At 60.7% G+C, this 22,456-nt stretch carries 23 protein-coding genes; 8 read left to right on the forward strand and 15 right to left on the reverse strand.

The annotated features are described in order from the left end of the window. Positions 1-70 precede the first annotated feature (70 nt). Positions 71-1,270 (reverse strand): MFS transporter, encoded by a 1,200-nt coding sequence (locus ACJ8PI_RS19740; protein ID WP_164134611.1) that lies wholly within the window; start codon positions 1,268-1,270, stop codon positions 71-73. Positions 1,271-1,375: 105 nt separating this feature from the next. Here ACJ8PI_RS19740 and ACJ8PI_RS19745 point away from each other — a divergent pair, with 105 nt between their 5' ends. Further along, positions 1,376-2,254 (forward strand): LysR family transcriptional regulator, encoded by an 879-nt coding sequence (locus ACJ8PI_RS19745; RefSeq protein ID WP_033649770.1) that lies wholly within the window; start codon positions 1,376-1,378, stop codon positions 2,252-2,254. A gap of 29 nt (positions 2,255-2,283) precedes the next feature. Here ACJ8PI_RS19745 and proX read toward each other — a convergent pair whose 3' ends face one another. The 3 genes from proX to proV all read right to left on the reverse strand — a co-directional run bounded on the left by proX (position 2,284) and on the right by proV (position 5,657). Next, complete coding sequence (gene proX, locus ACJ8PI_RS19750) at positions 2,284-3,285, reverse strand: glycine betaine/L-proline ABC transporter substrate-binding protein ProX (RefSeq protein ID WP_033635697.1); 1,002 nt, start codon at positions 3,283-3,285, stop codon at positions 2,284-2,286. A gap of 70 nt (positions 3,286-3,355) precedes the next feature. Next, positions 3,356-4,462 carry a glycine betaine/L-proline ABC transporter permease ProW gene (gene proW / locus ACJ8PI_RS19755; protein ID WP_164134612.1) on the reverse strand — a complete coding sequence of 369 codons (1,107 nt, stop codon included), beginning with the start codon at positions 4,460-4,462 and terminating at the stop codon, positions 3,356-3,358. After that, positions 4,455-5,657, reverse strand: coding sequence for a glycine betaine/L-proline ABC transporter ATP-binding protein ProV (proV, locus tag ACJ8PI_RS19760; protein ID WP_033649772.1), 1,203 nt, complete (start codon positions 5,655-5,657; stop codon positions 4,455-4,457). The genes proW and proV overlap by 8 nt, the downstream gene beginning before the upstream one ends. Positions 5,658-5,889: 232 nt before the next feature. Between proV and ACJ8PI_RS19765 the strand changes: the two genes are divergently transcribed. After that, positions 5,890-6,036 carry a hypothetical protein gene (locus ACJ8PI_RS19765; protein ID WP_164097994.1) on the forward strand — a complete coding sequence of 49 codons (147 nt, stop codon included), beginning with the start codon at positions 5,890-5,892 and terminating at the stop codon, positions 6,034-6,036. A 16-nt stretch (positions 6,037-6,052) separates the two neighbouring features. On the opposite strand, the gene ACJ8PI_RS19770 is transcribed toward ACJ8PI_RS19765, so the two are convergent. Together ACJ8PI_RS19770 and ACJ8PI_RS19775 are read right to left on the reverse strand one after the other, a co-directional pair. Beyond that, the gene (locus ACJ8PI_RS19770) at positions 6,053-6,739 is read right to left on the reverse strand and encodes a response regulator (RefSeq protein WP_033635694.1); all 687 of its coding nucleotides are present in this window, start codon (positions 6,737-6,739) and stop codon (positions 6,053-6,055) included. A 32-nt stretch (positions 6,740-6,771) separates the two neighbouring features. After that, entirely contained in the window at positions 6,772-8,364 is a 1,593-nt protein-coding gene (locus tag ACJ8PI_RS19775; RefSeq protein WP_060430571.1) for an ATP-binding protein, read from the reverse strand. 326 nt (positions 8,365-8,690) lie between these two features. Between ACJ8PI_RS19775 and ACJ8PI_RS19780 the strand changes: the two genes are divergently transcribed. Beyond that, entirely contained in the window at positions 8,691-10,046 is a 1,356-nt protein-coding gene (locus ACJ8PI_RS19780) for a 2-hydroxycarboxylate transporter family protein (protein WP_033635692.1), read from the forward strand. A 97-nt stretch (positions 10,047-10,143) separates the two neighbouring features. On the opposite strand, the gene ACJ8PI_RS19785 is transcribed toward ACJ8PI_RS19780, so the two are convergent. Further along, a complete protein-coding gene (locus tag ACJ8PI_RS19785) occupies positions 10,144-11,115 on the reverse strand; it encodes a patatin-like phospholipase family protein (RefSeq protein WP_033649775.1) in 972 nt (323 codons plus the stop codon). Positions 11,116-11,321: 206 nt separating this feature from the next. Between ACJ8PI_RS19785 and ACJ8PI_RS19790 the strand changes: the two genes are divergently transcribed. From ACJ8PI_RS19790 to ACJ8PI_RS19800, 3 genes are all read left to right on the forward strand, one after another. Further along, a complete protein-coding gene (locus ACJ8PI_RS19790; protein ID WP_049232485.1) occupies positions 11,322-12,266 on the forward strand; it encodes an MBL fold metallo-hydrolase in 945 nt (314 codons plus the stop codon). 151 nt (positions 12,267-12,417) lie between these two features. Further along, positions 12,418-13,158 (forward strand): SDR family oxidoreductase, encoded by a 741-nt coding sequence (locus ACJ8PI_RS19795; RefSeq protein ID WP_049232487.1) that lies wholly within the window; start codon positions 12,418-12,420, stop codon positions 13,156-13,158. A 64-nt stretch (positions 13,159-13,222) separates the two neighbouring features. Further along, positions 13,223-13,426, forward strand: a complete 204-nt coding sequence (locus tag ACJ8PI_RS19800) for a DUF1289 domain-containing protein (protein ID WP_033654334.1) — start codon at positions 13,223-13,225, stop codon at positions 13,424-13,426. A gap of 62 nt (positions 13,427-13,488) precedes the next feature. On the opposite strand, the gene nrdF is transcribed toward ACJ8PI_RS19800, so the two are convergent. The 5 genes from nrdF to ACJ8PI_RS19825 form a co-directional block, all read right to left on the reverse strand. Continuing rightward, a complete protein-coding gene (gene nrdF / locus ACJ8PI_RS19805) occupies positions 13,489-14,460 on the reverse strand; it encodes a class 1b ribonucleoside-diphosphate reductase subunit beta (RefSeq protein WP_033635683.1) in 972 nt (323 codons plus the stop codon). Between the two features lie 8 nt (positions 14,461-14,468). Next, positions 14,469-16,613 (reverse strand): class 1b ribonucleoside-diphosphate reductase subunit alpha, encoded by a 2,145-nt coding sequence (nrdE, locus tag ACJ8PI_RS19810; RefSeq protein ID WP_072021607.1) that lies wholly within the window; start codon positions 16,611-16,613, stop codon positions 14,469-14,471. Next, positions 16,595-16,999, reverse strand: coding sequence for a class Ib ribonucleoside-diphosphate reductase assembly flavoprotein NrdI (gene nrdI, locus ACJ8PI_RS19815; protein WP_033649781.1), 405 nt, complete (start codon positions 16,997-16,999; stop codon positions 16,595-16,597). The genes nrdE and nrdI overlap by 19 nt, the downstream gene beginning before the upstream one ends. A 9-nt stretch (positions 17,000-17,008) precedes the next feature. Further along, positions 17,009-17,239 carry a glutaredoxin-like protein NrdH gene (gene nrdH / locus ACJ8PI_RS19820; protein ID WP_033635681.1) on the reverse strand — a complete coding sequence of 77 codons (231 nt, stop codon included), beginning with the start codon at positions 17,237-17,239 and terminating at the stop codon, positions 17,009-17,011. 273 nt (positions 17,240-17,512) lie between these two features. Further along, positions 17,513-17,944 carry a carboxymuconolactone decarboxylase family protein gene (locus ACJ8PI_RS19825; protein WP_041036428.1) on the reverse strand — a complete coding sequence of 144 codons (432 nt, stop codon included), beginning with the start codon at positions 17,942-17,944 and terminating at the stop codon, positions 17,513-17,515. Positions 17,945-18,039: 95 nt separating this feature from the next. Here ACJ8PI_RS19825 and pdxR point away from each other — a divergent pair, with 95 nt between their 5' ends. Beyond that, entirely contained in the window at positions 18,040-19,473 is a 1,434-nt protein-coding gene (gene pdxR, locus ACJ8PI_RS19830; RefSeq protein WP_041036426.1) for a MocR-like pyridoxine biosynthesis transcription factor PdxR, read from the forward strand. Positions 19,474-19,534: 61 nt separating this feature from the next. Here pdxR and ACJ8PI_RS19835 read toward each other — a convergent pair whose 3' ends face one another. Next, positions 19,535-19,843, reverse strand: coding sequence for a DUF883 family protein (locus ACJ8PI_RS19835; RefSeq protein WP_004928950.1), 309 nt, complete (start codon positions 19,841-19,843; stop codon positions 19,535-19,537). Between the two features lie 230 nt (positions 19,844-20,073). Here ACJ8PI_RS19835 and asr point away from each other — a divergent pair, with 230 nt between their 5' ends. Continuing rightward, positions 20,074-20,424, forward strand: a complete 351-nt coding sequence (gene asr, locus ACJ8PI_RS19840; protein ID WP_004928953.1) for an acid resistance repetitive basic protein Asr — start codon at positions 20,074-20,076, stop codon at positions 20,422-20,424. A 195-nt stretch (positions 20,425-20,619) separates the two neighbouring features. Here asr and ACJ8PI_RS19845 read toward each other — a convergent pair whose 3' ends face one another. Further along, positions 20,620-21,000: a DUF4440 domain-containing protein gene (locus tag ACJ8PI_RS19845; protein WP_039568646.1), complete on the reverse strand. Its 381-nt coding sequence runs from the start codon at positions 20,998-21,000 to the stop codon at positions 20,620-20,622. Next, on the reverse strand, positions 20,997-22,379 hold the full coding sequence (locus ACJ8PI_RS19850) for an MFS transporter (protein ID WP_074027469.1): 1,383 nt from the start codon (positions 22,377-22,379) through the stop codon (positions 20,997-20,999). The genes ACJ8PI_RS19845 and ACJ8PI_RS19850 overlap by 4 nt, the downstream gene beginning before the upstream one ends. Between the last annotated feature and the right edge of the window lie 77 nt (positions 22,380-22,456).

Here is a 22,456-nt window from a genome sequence, read left to right on the forward strand (position 1 = left end):
TACCAGAGAGTAAGTAATGTTTATACCCTGCACCGCTAATAAATTTCTTAAGTTACTATTTGCACGATAATCAGATTGTCGCCGGCCCCTGCGGATCGTGGTGCTTGCCGAGCCACCAGGTCAGCAGGTTGAGCAGGCATAACACCCCGCCGGCGGCGGCCACGCCGTACCAGCCGGCATGCTGATAGGCCGAGGCGGAGAGCAGTGAACCGAGGGCGCCGCCGATAAAGTAGCTGGTCATGTAGCCGGCGGTCAGGCGGTTGCGCGCGTCCGGCATGATGCGGTACATCACGCTCTGGTTGGTGACGTGTACTGCCTGCACCGCCAGATCGAGGATCAGGATGCCGGCGATCAGCGCCCACAGCGATTGTTTAGCCAACGCGATGGGTATCCAGGACAGCAGCAGCAGCACCAGGCCGACGGTGGTGGTCAGCCCGGCCTTGCCCTTGTCCGCCAGATGCCCGGCGTGTGAAGCGGCCAGCGCCCCGGCGGCGCCCACCAGGCCGAACAGCCCGATCACCCCCTCGGAGTAGTTGAACGGCGGCGCGGCGAGCAGAAAGGCCATGGAGGTCCAGAGCACGCTGAAGTTGGCGAACGACAGGGCGCCGAGGATGGCGCGGGTGCGCAGCAGCGGCGTGCGGCAGAACAGGCTGAAGATCGAGGCCAGCAGCTGCGGGTAGTTCAGCCCGGAGTGCTGCTTATAGCGCGGCAGCGCGCGCCACAGGATCAGCGCCATCAGGATCATCAGCACGCTGGCGACCCAGTAGATGGTGCGCCAGCCGCCGAACGACGCCAGTGCGCCCGCGACGGTGCGCGCCAGCAGAATGCCGAGCAGCAGGCCGCTCATGATGATGCCGACGGTCTTGCCGCGCTTTTCCGGGTGAGCCAGCGTGGCGGCCAGCGGCACCAGGATCTGCGCCACCACAGAGAACAGCCCGGTGAGCGCGGTGCCGAGGATCATCATCGGCAGCGTGGCGGAGGTGGCGGTGATCAGCATACCCCCGGCGGCCAGCAGCGTCATGAAAACGATCAGCCCGCGGCGCTCGAACATATCGCCGAGCGGCACCAGCAGCAGTAGGCCGGTGGCGTAACCGAGCTGCGCGGCGGTGACGATAAAGCCGGCCTGGTTGACCGACAGATTGAAGCCGGTGGCGATGGTTTCCAGCAGCGGCTGCGCGTAATAGTTGCTGGCGACCGCCAGGCCGGTAGCGATGGCGATCAGCACGGTCAGCGCCGGGCTGAGGCCCGGGTGGACGTTTTGTTGGTTCATGATTTTTTCATCACGGGAAGAAGATAGCGCGCAGTATCCGGCAATGCGTCTGCGGAAACCAATGTATAATTTTCATTTGATTTATCTCATTTCAAGATAGATGCCATGAACCTGAAACAGATCCGCTATGCGCTGGCGGTGGCGGAGGAACAGAGCTTCACCCGGGCGGCGCAGCGCTGCCATACGGTGCAGTCGGCGCTCAGCCACCAGATCGCCAAACTGGAAGAAGAGCTGGGCTGTACGCTGTTTGAGCGCACCTCGCGCCGGGTGCGATTGACCCCCGCCGGCCAGGCTTTCATTCCCTCGGCGCAGCGGCTGCTGGCGGCACAGCAGGCGCTGGTGGAAGAGGTGACCGCCGCCGGGGATGCGGTGTCCGGCACCTTGACCATCGGCACCATTTCAACCATAAACGCGATTGATCTGACCGAAAAGCTCGACAAGTTTCATCGCCACTATCCGGCGGTGAACATCCGCCTGTACGTCGGCATGAGCGAAGCCCTGCTGGAGGACGTGCGTCAGCAGAAGTGCGATATGGCGTTCGTCGGCATCTGGCCCGGCGATGTCGATTTGCTGCCGATGTCGCACCGGCAGTTGACCGATGAGCCGCTGGTGGCGTTGGTGGCGCCGCAGCATCCGCTGGCCAACCGCGAGCGGGTGAACCTGCAGGCGCTCGCGGAAGTGCCGCTGGTGGATTTCTACAGCGGCACCGGTGCGCGGCGCCAAACCGATCGCGCCTTCCAGGCGGCGGGCATCCGCCGGCACGTCAGTTTTGAAATCGATCATATCGAATGGTTGGAGAATCTGGTGCGGCGCGGATTGGCGGCGGGCATCGTACCGATCTCGACCGCGCAACGCCTAAGCACGCTGGTGTCGATTCCGATTGAAGACGGGCCGCGACGCCAGGTGTATTGCATCTGGCCGCAGCCCTTGTCAAACGCCGCCGCACGTTTTTTACAGTTCAGCGGCATCGATATGGCGGGGTAGGGGGCGGCGGATGCGGCGCCCCCGAGCGGTTACGGCTTCGCCGCCTCGGCGGCGGTTTTCACCCAGCCGTCGAAGGTCGCCTGGTGCGCCTTGATCCAGCCGTTGACGTGGTTCTGGATGTCGGCTTCCGAAGCCTGGCCTTCATGCATGCGCAGGTTTTGCGCGTTGATGTCGGCGATCGGCAGCTTCATGATGGCGAACAGCTTGGCGGCCGCCGGATTGGCTTCGGCCCACTGCTTGTTGGCGGCGATGCGCATGGTGTTGACCGGGAAGCCGTAGTTGGCGCCGTTAGGCAGCTTGGTGTCGACGTTCTTCTGCTCGCCCGGCAGGGAGGAGAACGGCACCTGCAGCCAGACCACGTCGCGCCCCGGCACCATCACATCGCTGACCCAGTACGGCGTCCAGGTGTAATACAGCACCGGTTTGCCCTCTTTGTAACGGGTGATGGTGTCGGCGATCATCGCCGCGTAGTTGCCCTGGTTGTGCTCGACGGTGTTGCTCAGGCCGTAGGCCTTGATGTGGTGGTTGATCACCGCTTCGCAGCCCCAGCCCGGGGTGCAGCCGGTCAGATCGGCCTTGCCGTCGCCGTTGGTGTCGAACAGCTTGGCGATCTTGGGATCCTTGAGCTGCTCGACGTTGGTGATGTGGTATTGCTCGGCGGTCTTCTTGTCGATCAGGTAGCCCTGCGCGGCGCCGTTGACGTAGACGCCTTCGCGGTAGAACTTGGCGTCGCCGCCGGCGGCCTTGTACTGATCGGCGTGCAGCGGATCCCAGTTGACCGCGATAAAGGTCGCGTCGCCGGAGGCGATCGAGGTGTAGGCGACGTTGTAATCCACTTCACGCGGTTCTTTCACGTCGTAACCCAGTTTTTCCAGCGCCTTGCTGACCAGCAGCGTCTGGAAGGTCTCTTCGGAAATGGTGCTTTGCACCGGCTGTACCGCGATCCCCTTGCCGGGTAAATCTGCCGCGCTCACGCTCTGTGAGCCAATCAGCGTCGTCAGGGCGAGAGCCCAGATGCCCGTAGTGCGCATAGTGTTTCCCCTTTTTTCGATGTGGTGGTGTCATAGCCCGCCGGGGCCGCAGCCGCCGGCGGGAAAAGCGTCAGGCTTGCTTGATGAACGGGCGAGTCAGCAGCCCGATGGGGCCGCGGCGGTACCAGCGGCCGATGCCTTTGCTGCGGCGATCGCGCCCCAGCGATTGGGTGAGGCGATCGAGAATGATCGCCAGGATCACGATGCCGACCCCGCCGACGGCGGCCAGGCCCATGTCCAGCCGGCCGATGCCGCGCAGCACCATCTGGCCCAGCCCGCCGACGGCGATCATCGAGGCGATGACCACCATCGACAGCGCCAACATCAGCGTCTGGTTCACGCCGGCCATGATGGTCGGCATTGCCAGCGGCAGCTGCACCTTGAACAGCAGCTGGCGCGGGCTGGCGCCGAAGGACTCGGCGGCCTCGATCAGATCTTCCGGCACCTGCTTGATGCCGAGAATGGTCAGGCGCACGATCGGCGGCAGCGCGAAGATAATGGTCACTACCACGCCCGGCACGTTGCCGATGCCGAACAGCATGACGATCGGCACCAGATAGACGAAGGCCGGGGTGGTCTGCATCGCGTCGAGCAGTGGCCTGATGACTTTGGCGGCGTGCTTGCTGCGCGCCAGCCAGATGCCGAGCGGCAGGCCGATAAGGATGCAGAAGAACAGTGCGGTCAGCACCAGCGCCAGCGTGACCATCGCCTGCGACCAGGCGCCGATGGCGCCGATGGCGACCAGGGAGAGCAGCGTCGCGGCGCCCATGCCGAGGCCCGAGACCTGCCAGGCGAGCAGCGAGAACACCAGAATGGCGATCGGCGCCGGCATGCCCAGCAGCAGTTGCTGGAAGCCGCTCAGGATCATGTCGACCGGCACGCGGATGCCCTGGAACAGCGGGCGGAAGTGCAGCACCAGCCAGTCGATGCCCTGCGTGACCCAGGTATCGAACGGCACCCAGGCCTTGTGGAACGGATCGAGCAGGCTGAAGTGTTCCGGCTGCGCCGGGGCGCTGCTGAGCCAATCGGCGCCTTGTCCGGCGGCGTCATGGGTGGCCGACGGCGGCGCGCTGGACCAGGCGTCGCCGGCGTTGGCGGCGGCATCGTTTGCGGGTGCGGCGCCGGTATCGGCCGGTGCGGTAGCCCAGGGATCTTGGGTTTGCGTAGTATCACTCATTGGCGGAGCCCTCCTTGTCCAACGCCTGCAGCAGCATGGCCTTGGAGATGATGCCGAGATAGTTATGTTCTTCGCACACTACCGGCACCGCGCACGGCGCCTGGGCGACCAGGGAAATCAGATCGCTGAGCGGCGTGTCGGCCGGCACGGCGGCAGGGGCCTCGAGCAGGGCATCGTCCAGCGTTTGATTGGCGGACAGCGCCTTTTTCAGCGACTCTATCGACACTACGCCGATAAATTTCTTTCCGCGTTCAACAACATAACCATAATCACGGTCCTCATCGCGCAGCAGCTGCAGCGCCGATCGGGGGCCAAAACCGGGGGTTTTGCGGATCAGCGTCACCGGGCGCCGTTGGGCGATATCCTTGGCGCTGAATACGTGACTGATGTCCACGCCGCGGAAGAAGGTGCGCACATAGTCGTTGGCCGGGTTGTTCAGGATCTCGTCCGGCGTGCCGACCTGGATCACCTCACCGCCCTGCATGATGGCGATGCGATCGCCGATGCGCATCGCTTCGTCCAGATCGTGGGAAATAAACACGATGGTGCGCTGATGCTGGGCCTGTAATTTCACCAGCTCATCCTGCATTTCGGTACGAATTAACGGATCGAGCGCCGAGAAGGCTTCGTCCATCAATAATATATCCGGGTTATTGGCCAGGGCGCGGGCTAATCCCACGCGCTGGCGCATGCCGCCGGATAATTCATCTGGATAAGACAGCGCATAATTCTCCAGCCCGACCTGGCGCAGGGCGTCCAGCGCTTTTTCCTGGCGTTCCTGCAGCGGTATGCCGGCTAATTCCATACCGAATGCGGTGTTATTAATGACATTCATGTGCGGCATCAGCGCGAATGACTGAAATACCATGCTGATCTTATTTCGCCGCACTGTGCGCAGCGCGGCGTCGGATATTTTGGCGATGTCCTCACCGTCGATCAGCACCTGGCCGCGGGTGGGTTCTATCAGACGATTGAGAAGGCGTACCAAGGTGGACTTGCCGGAACCGGAGAGCCCCATGATGACAAATATCTCGCCTTCTTCAATGGCCAGAGTGGCGTCTTTTACGCCGAGCGATAAGCCGGTTTTTTCAAATAGCCGATCTTTTGTCAGACCTTTATCCAGCAGTTTGAATGCGCGTTCCGGGTGTTCGCCAAATATCTTATACAGGTTCTTTACTTCGAGTTTAATTGCCATGCAATTTGCTGTTTCCTCTGGTTTAATTAACGCGTTATGGGCTGTCCTTAGCAAAATAAAAGAGCTTTTTACCCTAACACAGTGAATATCTGAGACAACCCTCAATGTCATTTAAATGGGATATTAGTGGTTTACATCAAGGTTTTAATTAGTTATGGTAATTTTGCCCATGACTCGAAATTGACGGCCGCTATTCGCCATAATGGTTTGGTTTTTAGGGAAATAACGCGGCGTGAAGCAATGGGATATTTCGCTTTTGCGCCTGCCGTTTCGGATAATAAAAAACCCGACCAGAGGCCGGGTAAAAGTCATCAGTATTTCAACAGGTGCCGATATCGAGGGGGATATCGTCGGGCGCTATGTTATCGCCGTAATATGACAGCCAGATGGCAGCCTCAGGCCTTGCGATACAGCCGCCGCGGGTGGCCGATATTGCCGTACAGCATCTCTACCCGCACGAACTGGGTGGCGACGCAATATTCCAGATAACGGCGGGCGGTGGTCTTGCTGATGCCGACCTGCTCCACCACGTCTTCCACCGCATGTGCCACCGCCGGCTGGGCGATAAACAGCGCCTGCACCAGCTCGAGGGTATTGGTTTCGATGCCTTTGGCGCTTGGCTCGCTGGAGAACTGCTTCGACTGCAGGTTGTACAGCGCATCGACGTTGTCCTGATCGATGATCTTGAAGGTGCGCTGGGTTTGCACGAACTGCATGAAGCGTTCGAGTGAATTGCGCAGCCGCTTGTAGGATACCGGCTTGATGATGTAGTCGAAGGCGCCGTTGCGGATCGCCTGGCTGCAGGTGTGCATGTCGCTGGCGGCGGTGATGAAGATCACCGAACAGGCGGGGTTCTTCACCGCCGGCTCTTCCATCAGCTCGATGCCCTGGCCGTCCGGCAGAAAGTTATCCAGCAGGATCAGCCGCGGCTGATGCGCATTGGCTTTGGCCCGCGCTTCGGCCAGCGTGGCGGCGTAAGCCACCACCCGCAGGTTGAAATTTTTCTCGATGAACTCCGCGTGCAGCGTCGCCAGTTGCGGCTCGTCTTCCACGATCAGAACGTCCAGTGCTTGGTGTGACATAATCGGGTGCTCAAAAAATCGGGTTATGGGTTTTATTTAGGGATAAATATAGAGAATATCGCGCCGTGCGGCTCGTTGTCCGACACTTCTATGCTGCCGTGCGCCTGCGCCACGTGGCTGGCGACCAGATGCAGGCCGATGCCGTGGTCGCTTTTATCCGCTTTGGTGGTGACGCCCTGTTCAAACAGCGTATCACGAATCTCCTCGGCGATGCCGGTGCCGCGATCCGCCACCTCGATCACCAGCTCGTCGCTGCCGTCGCTGATATAAAGCTCGATTGCGTCGTGCGGGGCCGGGCAGTGCAGCGTCGCCTCCACCGCATTATCCAGCAGGTTGCCGACGATCGACATCAGTTCGGTCTCATTCAGCGCCGCCGGGATCTGCCGCAGCTGGCAGGCCGGATCGAAGCGCAGCTCGATGCCTTTTTCTCTGGCGCTGGAGTATTTGCCCAGCAGCAGGCCGCACAGCGCCGCCGAACTGAAGCGCTGCGAGATGAAATCGAGGATTTCCTGCGCCCCCTCCGACTGGGCTTCCACATAGCGAATGGCCTCGTCGTAGCGCTGCATATGCAACAGCCCGGCCAGCGTGGCGGTCCAGTTCAGCTGTTCGTGGCGCATGATGCGCAGGTTGTCGGCATAGCGTTTCACCTGGCTGAGCTGGCTGCTCAGGGTATTGATGTCGTTCTTGTCGCGGAAGCTGATCACCCAGCCTTGCTGCTCCTGCTCCTGCATGATGCGCACCCGGCTGGCGATCACCCGCACATGGTTGAAGCGGCACACCTCGTCGTGCGTATCCTGGCCCAGCTGCGCGGCGGCGAAGAAGTTCGGCTGCGCCTGGATCACGTCGCCGATCGGCCGGCCCAGCAAGCCGGCGGCGGGTTGGTGCAGATCCAATAGCTCGCGCGCCGCATGGTTGATGGTGATGATCCGCATCTGCGGATCGATGGCGATCACCCCTTCATAGATGGCTTCCAGCAGCGCTTTTTGCTGGCGCACCAGCAGCGCGATCTCTTTCGGCTCCAGCCAGAACATCTGGCGCTTGAGGTTTTTCGACAGCAGCCAGGAAAAGACGAACAGGGCGATCAGCAGCAGGACGATGGAGCCGATAATTTGCGTCAGCGTCCTGGCATTTAAATTATCGATGTGCGATTTCAAATAGCCGACGGAAACGATGCCGATCACGCGATTATTTTCATCCAGGATCGGCGCCTTGCTGCGCAATGAAACGCCGATGCCGCCCTTGCGAATGGAAATAATGCTTTTCCCTTCCAGCACCTCTTTATTATCGCCGCCGATCATCGGCGTGCCCAGACGGCCTTCATATTCGGAATGATAAAGATGGCGGGCGTGATTATCGCCGATGACGATATAACTGGCGTCGCTGCTGGCGCGGATTTTTTTCATCAGCGCAGTGATTCGGGCGGCGTCGTTGTTTTCCACCGCGTTGACCAGCGAAGGAATGAGGGCGATTTCCCGTGCCTGCACCTGCGCGCGGGCGCCGAGATCGCGGTGCAGCTGCGCATCCAGCTGGTAATAGGTGTAGGCGCCGATGCAGGTCAGCAGCAGGCAGGAGAAGGCCACCAGGCACAGAAACAGCTTGATTTGAAATGAGAGTTTGAGCCGCATGGCGGAGCTTCACCGTAAAGAGATCCTGAAGCCTTACCCTATCACGAGAAGCGGGGTCTGTAATATTGCGCCCGATCAACTTGTGATCCCTCACACGGCATTAGAGTGAACCGGACGAGAATTGTTCGTCTGCGATAAAGTTGATAAGCTTTAAAATAAAAACGGCATTAACACCATTAAAACCACGCCGGTTTTTACATAATCTTAATTAACCCCATAGAAACCATAACCACCATTAAAAACCCTTTTTAACTTTGAACATAATCACAGCAGATAATCCGTGCGCTTCTCTATGATGGCTGAACAAACTAATAAGAGGCCAGATTATGAGCACAACAGATGATTCTTACCTCGTAGCCAAAGACAAGGCCGCCGATATTCCTCTGCGCGAGAAATGGTGGCGGATACTGGACAATTATAAAGTAGGGATTATTCCGTTACCGTTCTTTATTCTGGCCGGCGTATTGATTCTGCTCGACTGCCTGGAAGGCAAATTGCCGAGCGATATCGTGGTGATGGTGGCTACCCTGGCGTTCTTCGGTTTCGCCTGCGGCGAATTCGGCAAGCGCCTGCCGCTGATCGGCAAAATGGGCGCGGCGGCGATCTGCGCCACCTTTATTCCTTCCGCGCTGGTGCACTACGGCCTGCTGCCGGACGTGGTGGTGGAGTCGACCACCAAGTTCTACAAATCGACCAACATTCTTTATCTCTACATCTGCTGCATCATCGTCGGCAGCATCATGAGCATGAACCGGCAGGTGCTGATCCAGGGCTTCCTGCGCATCTTCATTCCGATGCTGTGCGGCGAGATCGTCGGCATGCTGGTGGGGATGGGCGTCGGCATGGCGCTGGGCCTGGAGCCGTTCCAGATCTTCTTCTTCCTGATCCTGCCGATCATGGCCGGCGGCGTGGGTGAAGGGGCGATCCCGCTGTCGATGGGCTACGCGGCGATCCTGCACATGGAACAGGGCGTGGCGTTGGGGCGCATTCTGCCGATCGTGATGCTCGGCAGCCTGACCGCCATCGTCATCGCCGGCCTGCTCAACCAGTTGGGCAAGCGTTATCCGCACCTGACCGGCGAAGGCAGCCTGATGCCGAGCAAGCAGGGCGACAGCGACATGAACGCGGTGGAAAAAATCAGCGGCAAGGTGGACGTCAGCACCATCGCCTGCGGCGCGCTGCTGGCCATCCTGCTGTATATGGTGGGCATGTTGCTGCACCGTCTGATCGGCCTGCCGGCGCCGGTGGGCATGCTGTTCGCCGCCGTGGCGGTGAAGCTGGCGCACGGGGTGTCGCCGCGCATTCAGGAAGGCTCGCAGGTGGTGTACAAATTCTTCCGCACCGCCGTGACCTATCCGATCCTGTTCGCGGTCGGGGTGGCCATCACGCCGTGGCAGGAGCTGGTGGACGCGTTCACCGTACAGAATCTGATCGTGATCGTCACGACCGTCAGCGCGCTGGTGGCGACCGGTTTCTTCGTCGGCAAGAAAATCGGCATGCATCCTATCGATGTGGCGATTGTCTCCTGTTGCCAGAGCGGGCAGGGCGGCACCGGCGACGTCGCGATCCTCACCGCCGGCAACCGCATGTCGCTGATGCCGTTCGCGCAGATCGCCACCCGAATCGGGGGCGCTATCAACGTCTCGCTGTCGCTGCTGGTGTTGGCCAAGTTCTTCGTATAACTCCTATAAATCCTTAGCGTTACTTTGCCTTTCCCCGCCCCCGCGGGGATTTTTTTGCCCGCGCGCCGGCCGTACGCGCGGGCGGGGTGGATGGGGGTTATGCCGCCTGTTTCATGGCGGCGTCGTACCAGGCGAAGTAGCGCTCTACGCCGCGGCGGCCGGATTCGATCAGCGCGCGTTTCTTCTCCTCGCTGATGCCGAACTCCAGCGTGCCGACGTCAAGCGTGTCGACATACACGGTGCGTTTCCAGTCGTCGCTGTCCAGGTGCACCTTGGTTTGGATGTCCAGCATCACGTTGGCCACCGCCAGGGTGAAATCAAACAGGTTGTTGACCTGCGTGCGCGGACCTGCCTGCCCGGCTGCCTGGGCGATTTCGCCGGCGGAGTCCAGGCGAAGGCCCAGGGTGCGGGTGTTGATGCGCTGGCTTGAAGCGTCGATGTAAGGCGGCGTGGCGGAGAAGTCATAGTCGAACAGCCGCACCGGGTAGTTGTCGATCATGCCGCCGTCGATGCACAGGTCGCCCAGGGTGTTGTTCTTCGCCACGAAGGCGAATGGGAATGACATCGAAATGCGCAGGCCGTCCGCCACTTTCATGCGCGGCGTAGTGCGATGCGAATAGACCTCGCGCTGGCCGCTGTTGAGGTTGGCGCCGATAAAGTAAATCGATTTGAACCCTTTCGCCGCTTTCATCGCTTCGAACTGCTCGAAGGTAATATCCGGCTTGCCGGTGTATTGCTTGATAATATCGCGCGACCATTGATAGAAATAATCGCCGGGCGCGATGCCGTATTGATTGAACAGGCGATAGGCATCGTGGAGCGTACCGAAAAAGCCGCCGTTATAATCGAGGAATTTTTTAAAATCCATCGCCGACAGAATTTTGGTGACGTCCGCCGAGCTGCAGCCCAGACCGACCAGCAGCGCGGCGATAGCGCCCGCCGAGGCGCCGGAGGTTTGCTTGATCTGTGGCATGATGCCTTTGGCTTCCAGCAATTCCAGCGCACCGCCATAGGCGATGCCTTTTACGCCGCCGCCTTCAAAGACCAGATTTTCGAATTGATAGTTCATGATATTTCCTCACTCTTGGTTTAGGGAGTAAGAAAAATAACCAAGTCGCGAGCGAGAAAATATTGATTGGGGTTGTGTGAGTCGGCAAACAAAACTATTCATAATAAATATATTATTTATATATTTATTAAAGGCATTTATTAAACAGGCGCATCGGGATTTTTGCGTCAATACTTAGCGCTGTTCAATTCTCGCAAGGAGTCATCATGTTCTGGAAACGTTGTCTGCTGGGGGCGGCGCTGGCCGTTATGTCATTACAGGCCGGCGCCGCCGCGCCGCAGGCCAAAACCCCGACGCCGGGAGTTTACCGCATCATGCTGGGCAGTTTTGAAGTGACCGCGTTGTCTGACGGTATCATTCGCCTGCCGGCGGACAAACTGCTGCTCAACACCACGCCGCAGCAGATCGCCGCCGGGTTGGCCGAGCGGCATCAAAGCCTGCCGGTGGTCACCTCGGTCAATGCCTATCTGATCAATACCGGCGACAAGCTGGTGATGATCGACAGCGGCGCCGGCCAGCTGCTGGGCGACGGCCTGGGCAAGCTGGTGGATAATCTGCGCGCGGCGGGCTATCAGCCTGAGCAGGTGGATGAGATCTACCTGACTCATATGCACCCGGATCACCTCGGCGGCCTGACGCACGACGGCAAGGCGGTATTCCCCAATGCGTTGGTGCGCGCCGCCAGCCAGGATGCGGACTTCTGGCTGAGCGCCGAGCGGTTGAAACAGGCCAAGGCGCAGAACAAAGGCAATTTCGAAAAGGCCATGGCGGCGATCAAGCCTTACCAGGCGGCGGGGCACTTTAAGCCGTTCAACGGCGACGGCGAGCTTTCGCCGGGCATCGCCGCCTTTGCCGCTCACGGCCATACGCCAGGCCACAGTGTCTATCAGGTGACCAGCCAGGGCAAAAAGCTGCTGTTGCTGGGGGATCTGATCCACGTGGCGGCGGTGCAGATGTCGCATCCAAAGGTGGCTATCAGCTTTGACAGCGACGCCAAGGCGGCGGTCGCTCAACGGCTGCGGGTGTTCAGCGACAGCGTGCGGCAGAACGAGCTGGTGGGCGGCGCACACCTGTCGTTCCCGGGATTGGGCTACCTGAACCGCCAGGGTGAAGGGTACGGCTGGGTGCCGCTGAATTACGGCGCGCTGTAACGCGGATGGCCGCCCGTTGGGCGGCCATCGAACGAGTCCAGACGCATTGTTCGATAATTTGGGATGATGATGCCAGAGAATCGGGGCTTATTCGCCGCGATAAAGAGTGCATGATTAACGTTACCCTCGTCGTTTTCTTTAAGGATCTCCGATGAACCAGAAAACTCCCCCCGTCGCTATCGTCACCGGCGCATCGCGCGGCATCGGCGCCGCCATCGCCGAGCGTCTGGCCGCCGACGGCTTTACCGTCATCATTAACTATTCAGGCAACCCGGCGCCGGCCGATGAGCTGGTGCGCAAGATAGAACAGCGCGGCGGCCGCGCGCTCGGCGCCAAAGCCGACGTCAGCGATGCGGCCGCGGTCGCCCGGCTGTTCGACAGCGCCGAACAGGCATTTGGCGGCATCGACGTGCTGGTCAATAACGCGGGGGTAATTGCGTTGGCGCCGGTGGCGGACATGCGCGATGAAGACGCGGATCGCCTGATCGACATCAACCTGAAAGGCAGCTTCAACACGATGCGTGAAGCGGCGAAGCGCCTGCGTGACAACGGCCGTATCATCAACTTCTCCTCCAGCGTGGTGGGGCTGCTGCAGCCGGGGTACGGCATGTATGCCGCCAGCAAGGCGGCGATCGAGGCGTTGACCAGCGTGCTGGCGAAAGAGCTGCGCGGCCGCAATATCACGGTAAACGCCGTCGCGCCGGGGCCGACCGCCACCGGTTTGTTCCTCGATGGCAAAACGCCGGAGCTTATCGAGCGGCTGGCGAAGATGGCGCCGCTGGAGCGGCTGGGCACGCCGGACGATATCGCTGCGGCGGTGGCCTTCCTGGCCGGCGCCGACGGCGGCTGGATCAACGGCCAAACCCTGCGCGCCAACGGCGGCATCATCTGATTGACGACGCGCCGCCGCCGGATCGGGTATCCTGTGGCGGCACACATCACATCAAGGGCGGTTTATGGCGGGCGACAATCAGCAATCCCAGCACGGCGTAAGATCGCCCTGCGTCAGCCTGTGCCGCATCGACGACGAAACCCAGCAGTGCCGGGGATGCCGGCGCACGCGGGCGGAGATCGCCGCCTGGCCGACCGCCGGCGACGCGGAGAAACGCGCCATCTGGCGGCGGCTTGAGCTGCGTGCGGCCTTCAAGCAAAACACATAGTCGCGGGAGCACGACACGTCGCACTCCCGCGAAAGCCTTTTCCTGATACGGCCAGCCAGTTCTCAGAAATCCCAGTCCTCATCTTCGGTGTTGACCGCCTTGCCGATGACGTAAGACGAACCGGAACCGGAGAAGAAGTCGTGGTTTTCATCGGCATTTGGCGACAATGCCGACAGGATAGCCGGGTTGACCTCCGCCATCGCCGGCGGGAACAGCGCCTCATACCCGAGGTTCATCAGCGCCTTGTTGGCGTTGTAGTGCAGGAAGGTTTTCACGTCTTCCGTCCAGCCGACGCCGTCGTACAGCTCCTCGGTGTAGCGCACCTCGTTGTCGTACAGATCCTGCAGCAGATCGAAGGCAAAGTTTTTCACCTGCCGGCGCCGTGCGGCGTCCACTTTCTCCAGCCCTTTCTGGAATTTATAGCCGATATAGTAGCCATGCACCGCCTCGTCGCGGATGATCAGGCGGATCAGATCGGCGGTGTTGGTCAGCTTGGCGCGGCTTGACCAGTACATCGGCAGGTAAAAGCCCGAATAGAACAGGAACGACTCGAGGAACACGCTGGCAACCTTCTTCAGCAGCGGATCGTCGCTGCGATAGTGCGCCAGAATGATGCCGGCCTTCTTCTGCAGCGCGCGGTTTTCCTCGCTCCAGCGGTAGGCGTCGTCCACGTCCGGCGTTTGGCACAGGGTGGAGAAGATTGAGCTGTACGAGCGGGCGTGCACCGCCTCCATAAAGCTGATGTTGGAGTACACCGCCTCTTCGTGCGGCGTCAGCGCATCGGCGATCAGGGCCGGCGCGCCGACGGTGTTCTGGATGGTGTCCAGCAGCGTCAGCCCGGTGAACACCCGAATGGTCAGCTGCTGCTCCTTCGGCGTCAGCGTGGCCCAGGAGGGGATATCGTTGGACAGCGGCACCTTCTCCGGCAGCCAGAAGTTGGAGGTCAGGCGGTTCCACACCTCCAGATCCTTGTCGTCTTCGATGATGTTCCAGTTGATGGCGCGCACCAGCGGCGCCGATGTTACGGTCGTCATAAGTTGCCTCACAGCGCGCAGGACACGCAGCCCTGCACCTCGGTGCCTTCCAGCGCCATTTGGCGCAGGCGGATGTAGTAAATGGTCTTGATGCCTTTGCGCCAGGCGTAGATCTGCGCGCGGTTGATATCGCGGGTGGTGGCGGTATCGCGGAAGAACAGCGTCAGCGACAGCCCCTGATCGACGTGTTGCGTGGCGGCGGCGTAGGTATCGATGATCTTTTCCGGGCCAATCTCATAGGCATCCTGGTAATACGCCAGGTTGTCGTTGGTCATGTAGGGCGCCGGATAGTAAACGCGGCCGATCTTGCCTTCCTTGCGGATCTCGATGCGCGAAACGATCGGGTGGATGCTGGAGGTGGCGTTATTGATGTACGAGATGGAACCGGTCGGCGGCACCGCCTGCAGGTTCTGGTTGTACAGCCCGTGCAGCATCACCGACTGGCGCAGCGCGCGCCAGTCGTCGCGGTTCGGAATGGCGATGCCGGCGGCGGCGAACAGCTCGCGCACCCGCTCGGTCTGCGGCAGCCAGTCGCGCTCGGTGTACTTATCGAAGTACTCGCCGCTGGCATAGCGGGAATGCTCAAAGCCGTCGAAGGCGCCGCCGCGCTCGATCGCCAGCCGGTTAGAGGCGCGGATGGCGTGATAGGCCACGGTATAGAAATAGAGGTTGGTGAAGTCGATGCCTTCTTCCGAGCCGTAGAAAATGCGCTCGCGCGCCAGGTAGCCGTGCAGGTTCATCTGGCCCAAACCGATGGCGCGGGCGCTGCGGTTGCCTTCGGCGATCGACGGCACCGAGCGGATATCGCTCATGTCGGCCACCGCGGTCAGCGCGCGGATCGCGGTCTCGATCGCCTTGCCGAAGTCCGGCGCGTCCATGGTTTTGGCGATGTTCAGCGAGCCGAGGTTGCAGGAGATGTCCTTGCCGATGCGATCGTAGCTCAGATCCTCGTGATACGTGCTGGCGCGGTTGACCTGCAGGATCTCCGAACACAGGTTGCTCATGTTGATCCGCCCGGCGATCGGGTTCTCCCGGTTAACCGTGTCCTCGAACATCACATAGGGGTAGCCGGATTCGAACTGGATCTCCGCCAGCACCTGGAAGAACTCGCGCGCGTTGATGCGCGACTTGCGGATGCGCTTGTCGTCCACCATCTCGCGGTACTTCTCGCTGACGGCAATCTCCGAAAACGGCACGCCATACACCCGTTCGACGTCGTAGGGCGAAAACAGGTACATCTCTTCGTTGTTCTTCGCCAGCTCGAAGGTGATATCCGGGATCACCACCCCCAGCGACAGCGTTTTGATGCGGATCTTCTCGTCGGCGTTTTCGCGCTTGGTGTCGAGAAAACGCAGAATGTCCGGGTGGTGGGCGTTGAGGTAAACCGCGCCGGCTCCTTGGCGCGCGCCGAGCTGGTTAGCGTAGGAGAAGGCGTCTTCGAGCATTTTCATGATCGGAATGACGCCGGAGGACTGGTTCTCGATGCGCTTGATCGGCGCGCCCACCTCGCGAATATTGCTCAGCAGGAAGGCCACGCCGCCGCCGCGTTTCGACAGCTGCAGCGCGGAGTTCACCGCCCGCCCGATCGATTCCATATTGTCTTCGATGCGCAGCAGGAAGCAGGAGACCAGCTCGCCGCGCTGGCGTTTACCGCAGTTGAGGAAGGTCGGGGTGGCCGGCTGGAAGCGGCCGGAAATCATCTCCTCCACCAAATCCTGCGCCAGTCCGGTGTCGCCCGCCGCCAGCGTCAACGCCACCATGCACACCCGATCTTCGTAGCGCTCCAGATAGCGTTTGCCGTCGAAGGTTTTCAGCGTATAGCTGGTGTAGTACTTGAAGGCGCCGAGGAAGGTCTCGAAGCGGAATTTTTTGGCGTAGGCCTGCTGGAACAGCTGCTTGATAAACGGGAATTCGTACTGCGCCAGCACCTGCGGCTCGTAGTAGCCTTCCTCCACCAGATAGCGCAGCTTTTCCTCCAGGTTGTGGAAAAACACGGTGTTTTGGTTGACGTGCTGCAGGAAGTAGTGCCGCGCCGCCAGCCGATCTTTATCGAACTGGATCCGGCCTTCCGCATCGTAAAGATTGAGCATCGCGTTGAGCGAATGGTAATCCAGCGCGCCCGTTTCGGGCCTGGTCAGTTCTGTCGTTGCCAAAATGCGGTTACTCCCTGTCTAACGTTTTCAACGTCTTGCGTAGTGCCGAGCAGCTCAAAGCGGTATAAAAAAGGCACCTGGCATTTTTTGGCGATGATGTCGCCGGCGATGCCGTACGCCGCGCCGAAGTTGGTGTTCCCGGCGGCGATGACGCCGCGCAGGTATGAACGGTTTTGCGGAACGTTGAGAAAGCGGATCACCTGGATCGGCACCGCGCCGACGGCGCTACCGCCGCCATAGCTGGGTACGATCAAGATAAAGGGGTGTTCCATCAGCAGCTTGCTGCGGGCGCCGGCGATCGGAATGCGGATCGCCGGCAGGCCCAGTTTCTCAACGAACCGATGGGTGTTCTCCGAGCTGCTGGAGAAATAAACCAGCGGATTCATCGGCGGGCCTCAGCAGGTGAGCGCCAGCGCGCCGATCTTGTCCGGCCGGAATCCAGACCAGTGATCGTCTCCGGCGATAATCACCGGAACTTGCTGATAACCTAAGGATTTAACGTGGTTCAGCGCCTGCTGATCCTGGGTGAGATCGACCACCTGATAATCAATCCCCTGTTTATCAAATGCGCGATAGGTGGCGTTGCACTGGACACAGTCCGGCTTACTGTAAATAATAATGCTCATGATTCGCATTTACCTTTAGACTGAAGGAAAGGCGGACAAGTCAGATAACGGAGCATTGTTCCTGGCGTTTCTGACGGCGTTATCAACCGAACGACATTCCCTGCGGCTGACCTATAAAATACTATATGTTGATATTTATTTTATCAACCACGCCATATATGGTGTTTTGTAAGGGTGAAGGCGCAAGCCGCGCCGGGGCTGGAAAAGGCGAGGGAAAAAATTTTTGCGGGTGAGAAATTCCCCCTCTCAGTGCGGAGGGGGGAAGAGAACGCATTACTGGCGCATGCTGACGGCCAGCCGGTTGAAGGCGTTCATGATGCTGATGGCGAAGGTCAGATCGGCGATCTCGGCATCGCTGAAGTGCGCCTTCAGCGCCTCGAAAGCGCTGTCCGGCGCGCCGGTGGCGGCGATCAGCGTCACCGACTCGGCCCATTCCAGCGCGGCGCGCTCGCGCTCGTTGAACTCATGGCTGACGCGCCAGCCTGCCAGCGTATCCAGCTTGGCATGGCTGAAGCCGCTTTCGCGCAGCGCTTTGCCGTGCATATCCAGGCAGTAGGCGCAGCCGTTGATCTGCGAAACGCGCATAAACATCAACTCGATGGTCGCCTTGTCCAGGGCGCCTTTCTCCAGCGCCATCAGCGCGCTCACCATATTTTTGTACGGGGCGGGCGCCAATTCGGCATAGTTCAAACGTTGCTTAATCATGGTCAACCTCAATCGGTAGTAACGAAATCATGGCGCTACTTTAGCGGCCTTATGGTCTATGCTATAGGGCCATAAAATGATTATTTAACCGGGCCATAATGCCATCTTTCCTGACTTCGCTGCGGCTGGACAGTCGGCTCGCCGAACCGCTGTACCGGCAGATTTACCTGCGGATTAAAGACGCCATCGCCCAGGGCAGCCTGGCGGCGGGCAGCCGGTTGCCCTCGGTGCGCGGGTTGGCGAGCGATCTGGGCGTGGCGCGCGCCACGGTGGAAAGCGCCTACGCGCAACTTATTGCCGAAGGTTTCTTGCAGAGCCGCGGGCAGGCGGGCACCTATGTTTCACCGCAGCTGCCGCACGTGCCGCCGGGCGCGGTATCCGCCGCGCCGTCGCTGGCGACGATAGCGCCGGATCCGCTGCAGCCGCAGGGCATGCTGCAGCCTTTCCAGCTGGGCGTGCCGGCGCTGGATGCGTTTCCGCGGGCGCTGTGGCAGCGCATTGTCGCCCGCCGGCTGCGTGCTTCCACGGTGGCTTCCCTGGCGCTGCCGCCGGCCGGCGGCCTGCCTGAACTGCGTGAGGCGATCGCCCATTATCTGCATTTGTCGCGCGGCATCAGCTGTCGGCCGGAGCAAATTTTCCTCTGCGCCGGTTATCCGGCGCTGTTGGACTGGGTGGTGGAGACGCTGTTGCACGCCGGCGACGCGGTATGGATAGAAGATCCCGGCTATCCGGTCACGCGCCCGCTGCTGCGGGCCGCCGGCGTCAGGCCGCTCGCCGTGCCGGTGGATGAACAAGGCATGGACGTGGCCGCCGGTATGCTGACGGAGCCTGAGGCGCGGCTGGCGGTGGTGACGCCGACCCATCAAAGCCCGCTCGGCGTCTCGCTCAGCCTGGCGCGGCGCATGGCGCTGCTCGACTGGGCGCAGCAGCGCGGGGCCTGGATCCTGGAAGATGACTACGACAGCGAGTTTCGCTATCACGGGCGGCCACTGCCGCCGCTGAAAAGCCTCGATGTTCAGGGGCGGGTGCTGTACGCCGGCACCTTCAGCAAAACGCTGTTCCCGGCGCTGCGCATGGCTTATCTGGTGGTGCCCGTCGGTCTGACGGAGACATTCGCGCGCAGCAGTCGGCTGCGTGGCTGCGGTTGCCCGCCGCTGCTGCAGGCCGGCGTGGCGGATTTTATCCGGCAAGGGCATTTCTACCGCCACCTGAAACGCATGCGGCCGCTGTACCGCCAGCGGCGCGAGTGGCTGACGCAGGCGTTGGAGCGGCAGCTGGGGGCGTGGCTGAGGGTGGTGCCGCAGCAGGGCGGCATTCAGCTGTTGGCCCGGCTACGTGACGGGGTGGCGGATACGCCGTTGGCGGCGCAAGCCTGGCAACTGGGGTTGGCGGCGCAGGCATTGTCGGACTGGCGAATCGATCATCCGGCGGGGCAGGGGTTACTGCTGGGGTTTGCCAATTTCACTCGGCAAGAGGAGACGGAACGGGCGGTGCAGGGGCTGGCGCAGCTGTTCAAACGCCTAAATTAAACGGCCCGCGATTTCCGCGGGCCAGACGCACATCTGTTTTATCTTTATGACTGCAGGGGTGTTAACGCCGGGCCAGCAGCACGCCGAGCACGATGCCAACGGCGGCACCGATCCCTACGCCCTGCCAAGGTTTGTCACGCACATAGCTATCGGCTTGATCAACCGCATCGCGCGCATGCTGTGTCAGACTGGTGGAGCCATTGAACCGCGCTCGCGCGTCGCGCAGCACGCCTTTCGCCTTGCTGTGCAGCTCTTTCAGTTCCTCTTTGGTCTTGTCACCGGACTCGCGCAACACTTCATCCAGCGTATCGGCCAACAGAGTGACGTCCTGATCGATATCGCGTTCTGTTCTTTCCGCTTTCTTAAACATTCAGCTCTCCATTTCGACACATGTCTCTTAAGTGTAGACCATGGCGCGATTTGCGTGGCCGATCACGGAAAAAAAACCGCCGTCACGCAGGTGTTTGCCGGCGCTTGGGTTTTGTACATTTGGTTACTCGGCGAAACCAATCACTCACGGAAGCGGCAGTTTGATTCCACTAGTATCTGTTTCAACGGCTCCACCGGAGCTTACCGAAACAACACTCTGAGGATGTAAAGATGAAAAAAGTATTAGCGCTGATCGTTGCTGCCACTATGGGTCTGTCTTCTGTTGCTTTCGCTGCTGATACTGCAGCTACTGCTCCGGCTACCACCACCGCGCCAGCTGCGACCACCACTACCGCTGCGCCAGCGGCTGCCGCTGAAAAAGCGCCGGCTAAAGCAACGCACCACAAGAAAGCCAAGCATCACAAAAAAGCGCCAGCCCAGAAAGCGCAGGCCGCTAAAAAGCACCACAAAAAAGCGCCGGCTCAGAAAGCCCAGGCAGCTAAAAAACACCACAAAAAAGCGCCAGTGCAGAAAGCTCAGGCCGCTAAAAAACACCACAAAAAAGCCGGTAAAAAAGCTTAATTAAGTGATGTTTGCGGAACCGAAAGGTTCCGCACTTTCCAGCCTGTACTCCAGACACCCGGTTATCCCGGGTGTTTTCTTTTGAGGCGACGAACGATGATCAATCGCTATCTGTTTGAAGTCATTTTCAGCGCGGTAACCCTGTGCGGAGCGATCGTCGGTTGGGAACTGTTTTTGGCCGGCAGCTTTCTGTAATTATTGCGCCGCGGCGGTTTCGTGCAAATGCCGCCAGCCGAGCGCGTTGGGCTGACGTTCAAAGACCACCGTGGAATAGCGCAGCGTGGCGCTTTGCCCCGGCAGGCTCTGTTTTTCCCGGTAGCTGACTACCGCGCCCGTCGGCCATTCGGCCACCAGCTTCATCTCTTCTATCTCGATTTCCAATCCCGGTTTGGCGGCGCGATGCGCGCGGAAAAAGGCGCACAGCGCGGCAAAATCCAGCGGAGCGCCGCTCAGCGCGATCATGCTGAAATCCGGCGTAAAGCGCGCCAGCAGCGCCTGCTCTTCTCCAGCCCCTTTGCCCAGCCAGCGTTCAATGGCGATGTGGGCGTCGATCACTTCGGTAAAATACGGGTTCATAAAGCATCCTGTTGAGCGTTGAGTTGGCGCACGATGGCGCGGTTGGCGAGGCGCAGGCACAGCAACAGCGGGATAAATATACTGGCGCCCGCCAGAATGAAGCAGGTTCGGTAGGCCGCTGCGGGCGGCAACACGGTTAGCAGCAGATTCAGCAGCAGGCTGAGCAGCGCCACGCCGAGGCAAAAACTGAGCTGGCGGTTGATGTTCCACAGCGCGCTGGCGTCCGCCAACTGAGCGTCGGGGATCTGCAGGAACGCGCTGCTCTGCGCGGTGCTGCTGCACAGGCTGCCGCCAAATCCCATCAGGGCGAAGGCGGCGATCTGCCACGCGTGTTGCCCGGCCTGGTCGATCTGCGCCAGCGTCAGCATGCCGGCGCCTTGCAACAGGCAGCCGGCGATCAGCAGCGGCCGCGGGCCGAGGCGGTTAAAAGTTTTGCCGGTCAGCGTGATGGCCAGGAACGACGCCAGCGCCCAGGGCAGCATCAGGCCGCCGACCTGGGCGGCGGGCATCCCCAGCTGGTTTTGCAGATACAGCATCGCCACCAGGCTGACGCCGATGAACAGGCCGGGAATGCACAAATAAACCGCCATGGCGTTGCGCAGCAGCGGATCGCCGACCAGCCGCAGGTTCAGCAACGGTTGCGGGGTGCGCAGGCTATGGCGCAGATAGTACGCCAGCACTAGCAGGCCGGCGGCCAACAGCGCCGCACCGGAAGCCTGATGACCGGCCTCGCTCAGCCGGGTCAGGCCGAGCAGCAGCAGCGTCAGCGCCGCGCAGGCGCTCAGCAGTCCTTTGCCGTCGAGCGGTTTGCGCGCCGTCGCCGACGTTTCCGCGCGCAGCCACCGCGCCGCCAGCGCCAGGGCCAGGGCCGCCAGCGGCAGGTTGGCGAAAAACACCCAGCGCCAGTCCAGCCGATCGACGAGCCAGCCGCCCAGCGCCGGTGACAGTGCCGGCGCCAGCAGCCCCACCAACATGATGGCCGCCGACAGCCCGGCGCGTTCATGGCTGCGGTACAGCTGATAGGTCAGCGTTTGGCCGATGGGGATCAGCAAGCCGCCGCCCATGCCCTGCAGGGTGCGCCAGCCGATCAGCGCGCCAATGCTGTCGGCGTTGCCGGCGCCGAGGGTGGCCAGCATGAACAGCGCCAGCGACAGCAGGAACACCCGCCGCCCACCGATGCGTTGCGCCAGCCAGGCGCTGAGCGGGATCACCAGCGTCAGGCCGAGAATATAGCCGTTGCTGACCCACGCCAGTTGGCTGACCGACGCCCGCATCGCCTGGCCGATGGCGGGGTAGGCGACGTTGGCGATAAACATATTGATCAGATCGACAAAAAAGCCGAGCAGATAGACGATTGCCACTTTGCTGCGATAAGACATGGTGCCTCCGGTTGAAGGCGAGCAGTGTATCGGGGGGAAAAGTGCGGATAAATCGGCGGCGGGCGATTACACTGTCA

Origin of the sequence: Serratia sp. CY82433 (assembly GCF_052166535.1) — a bacterium.
Classification (GTDB): Bacteria; Pseudomonadota; Gammaproteobacteria; order Enterobacterales; family Enterobacteriaceae; genus Serratia; species Serratia sarumanii.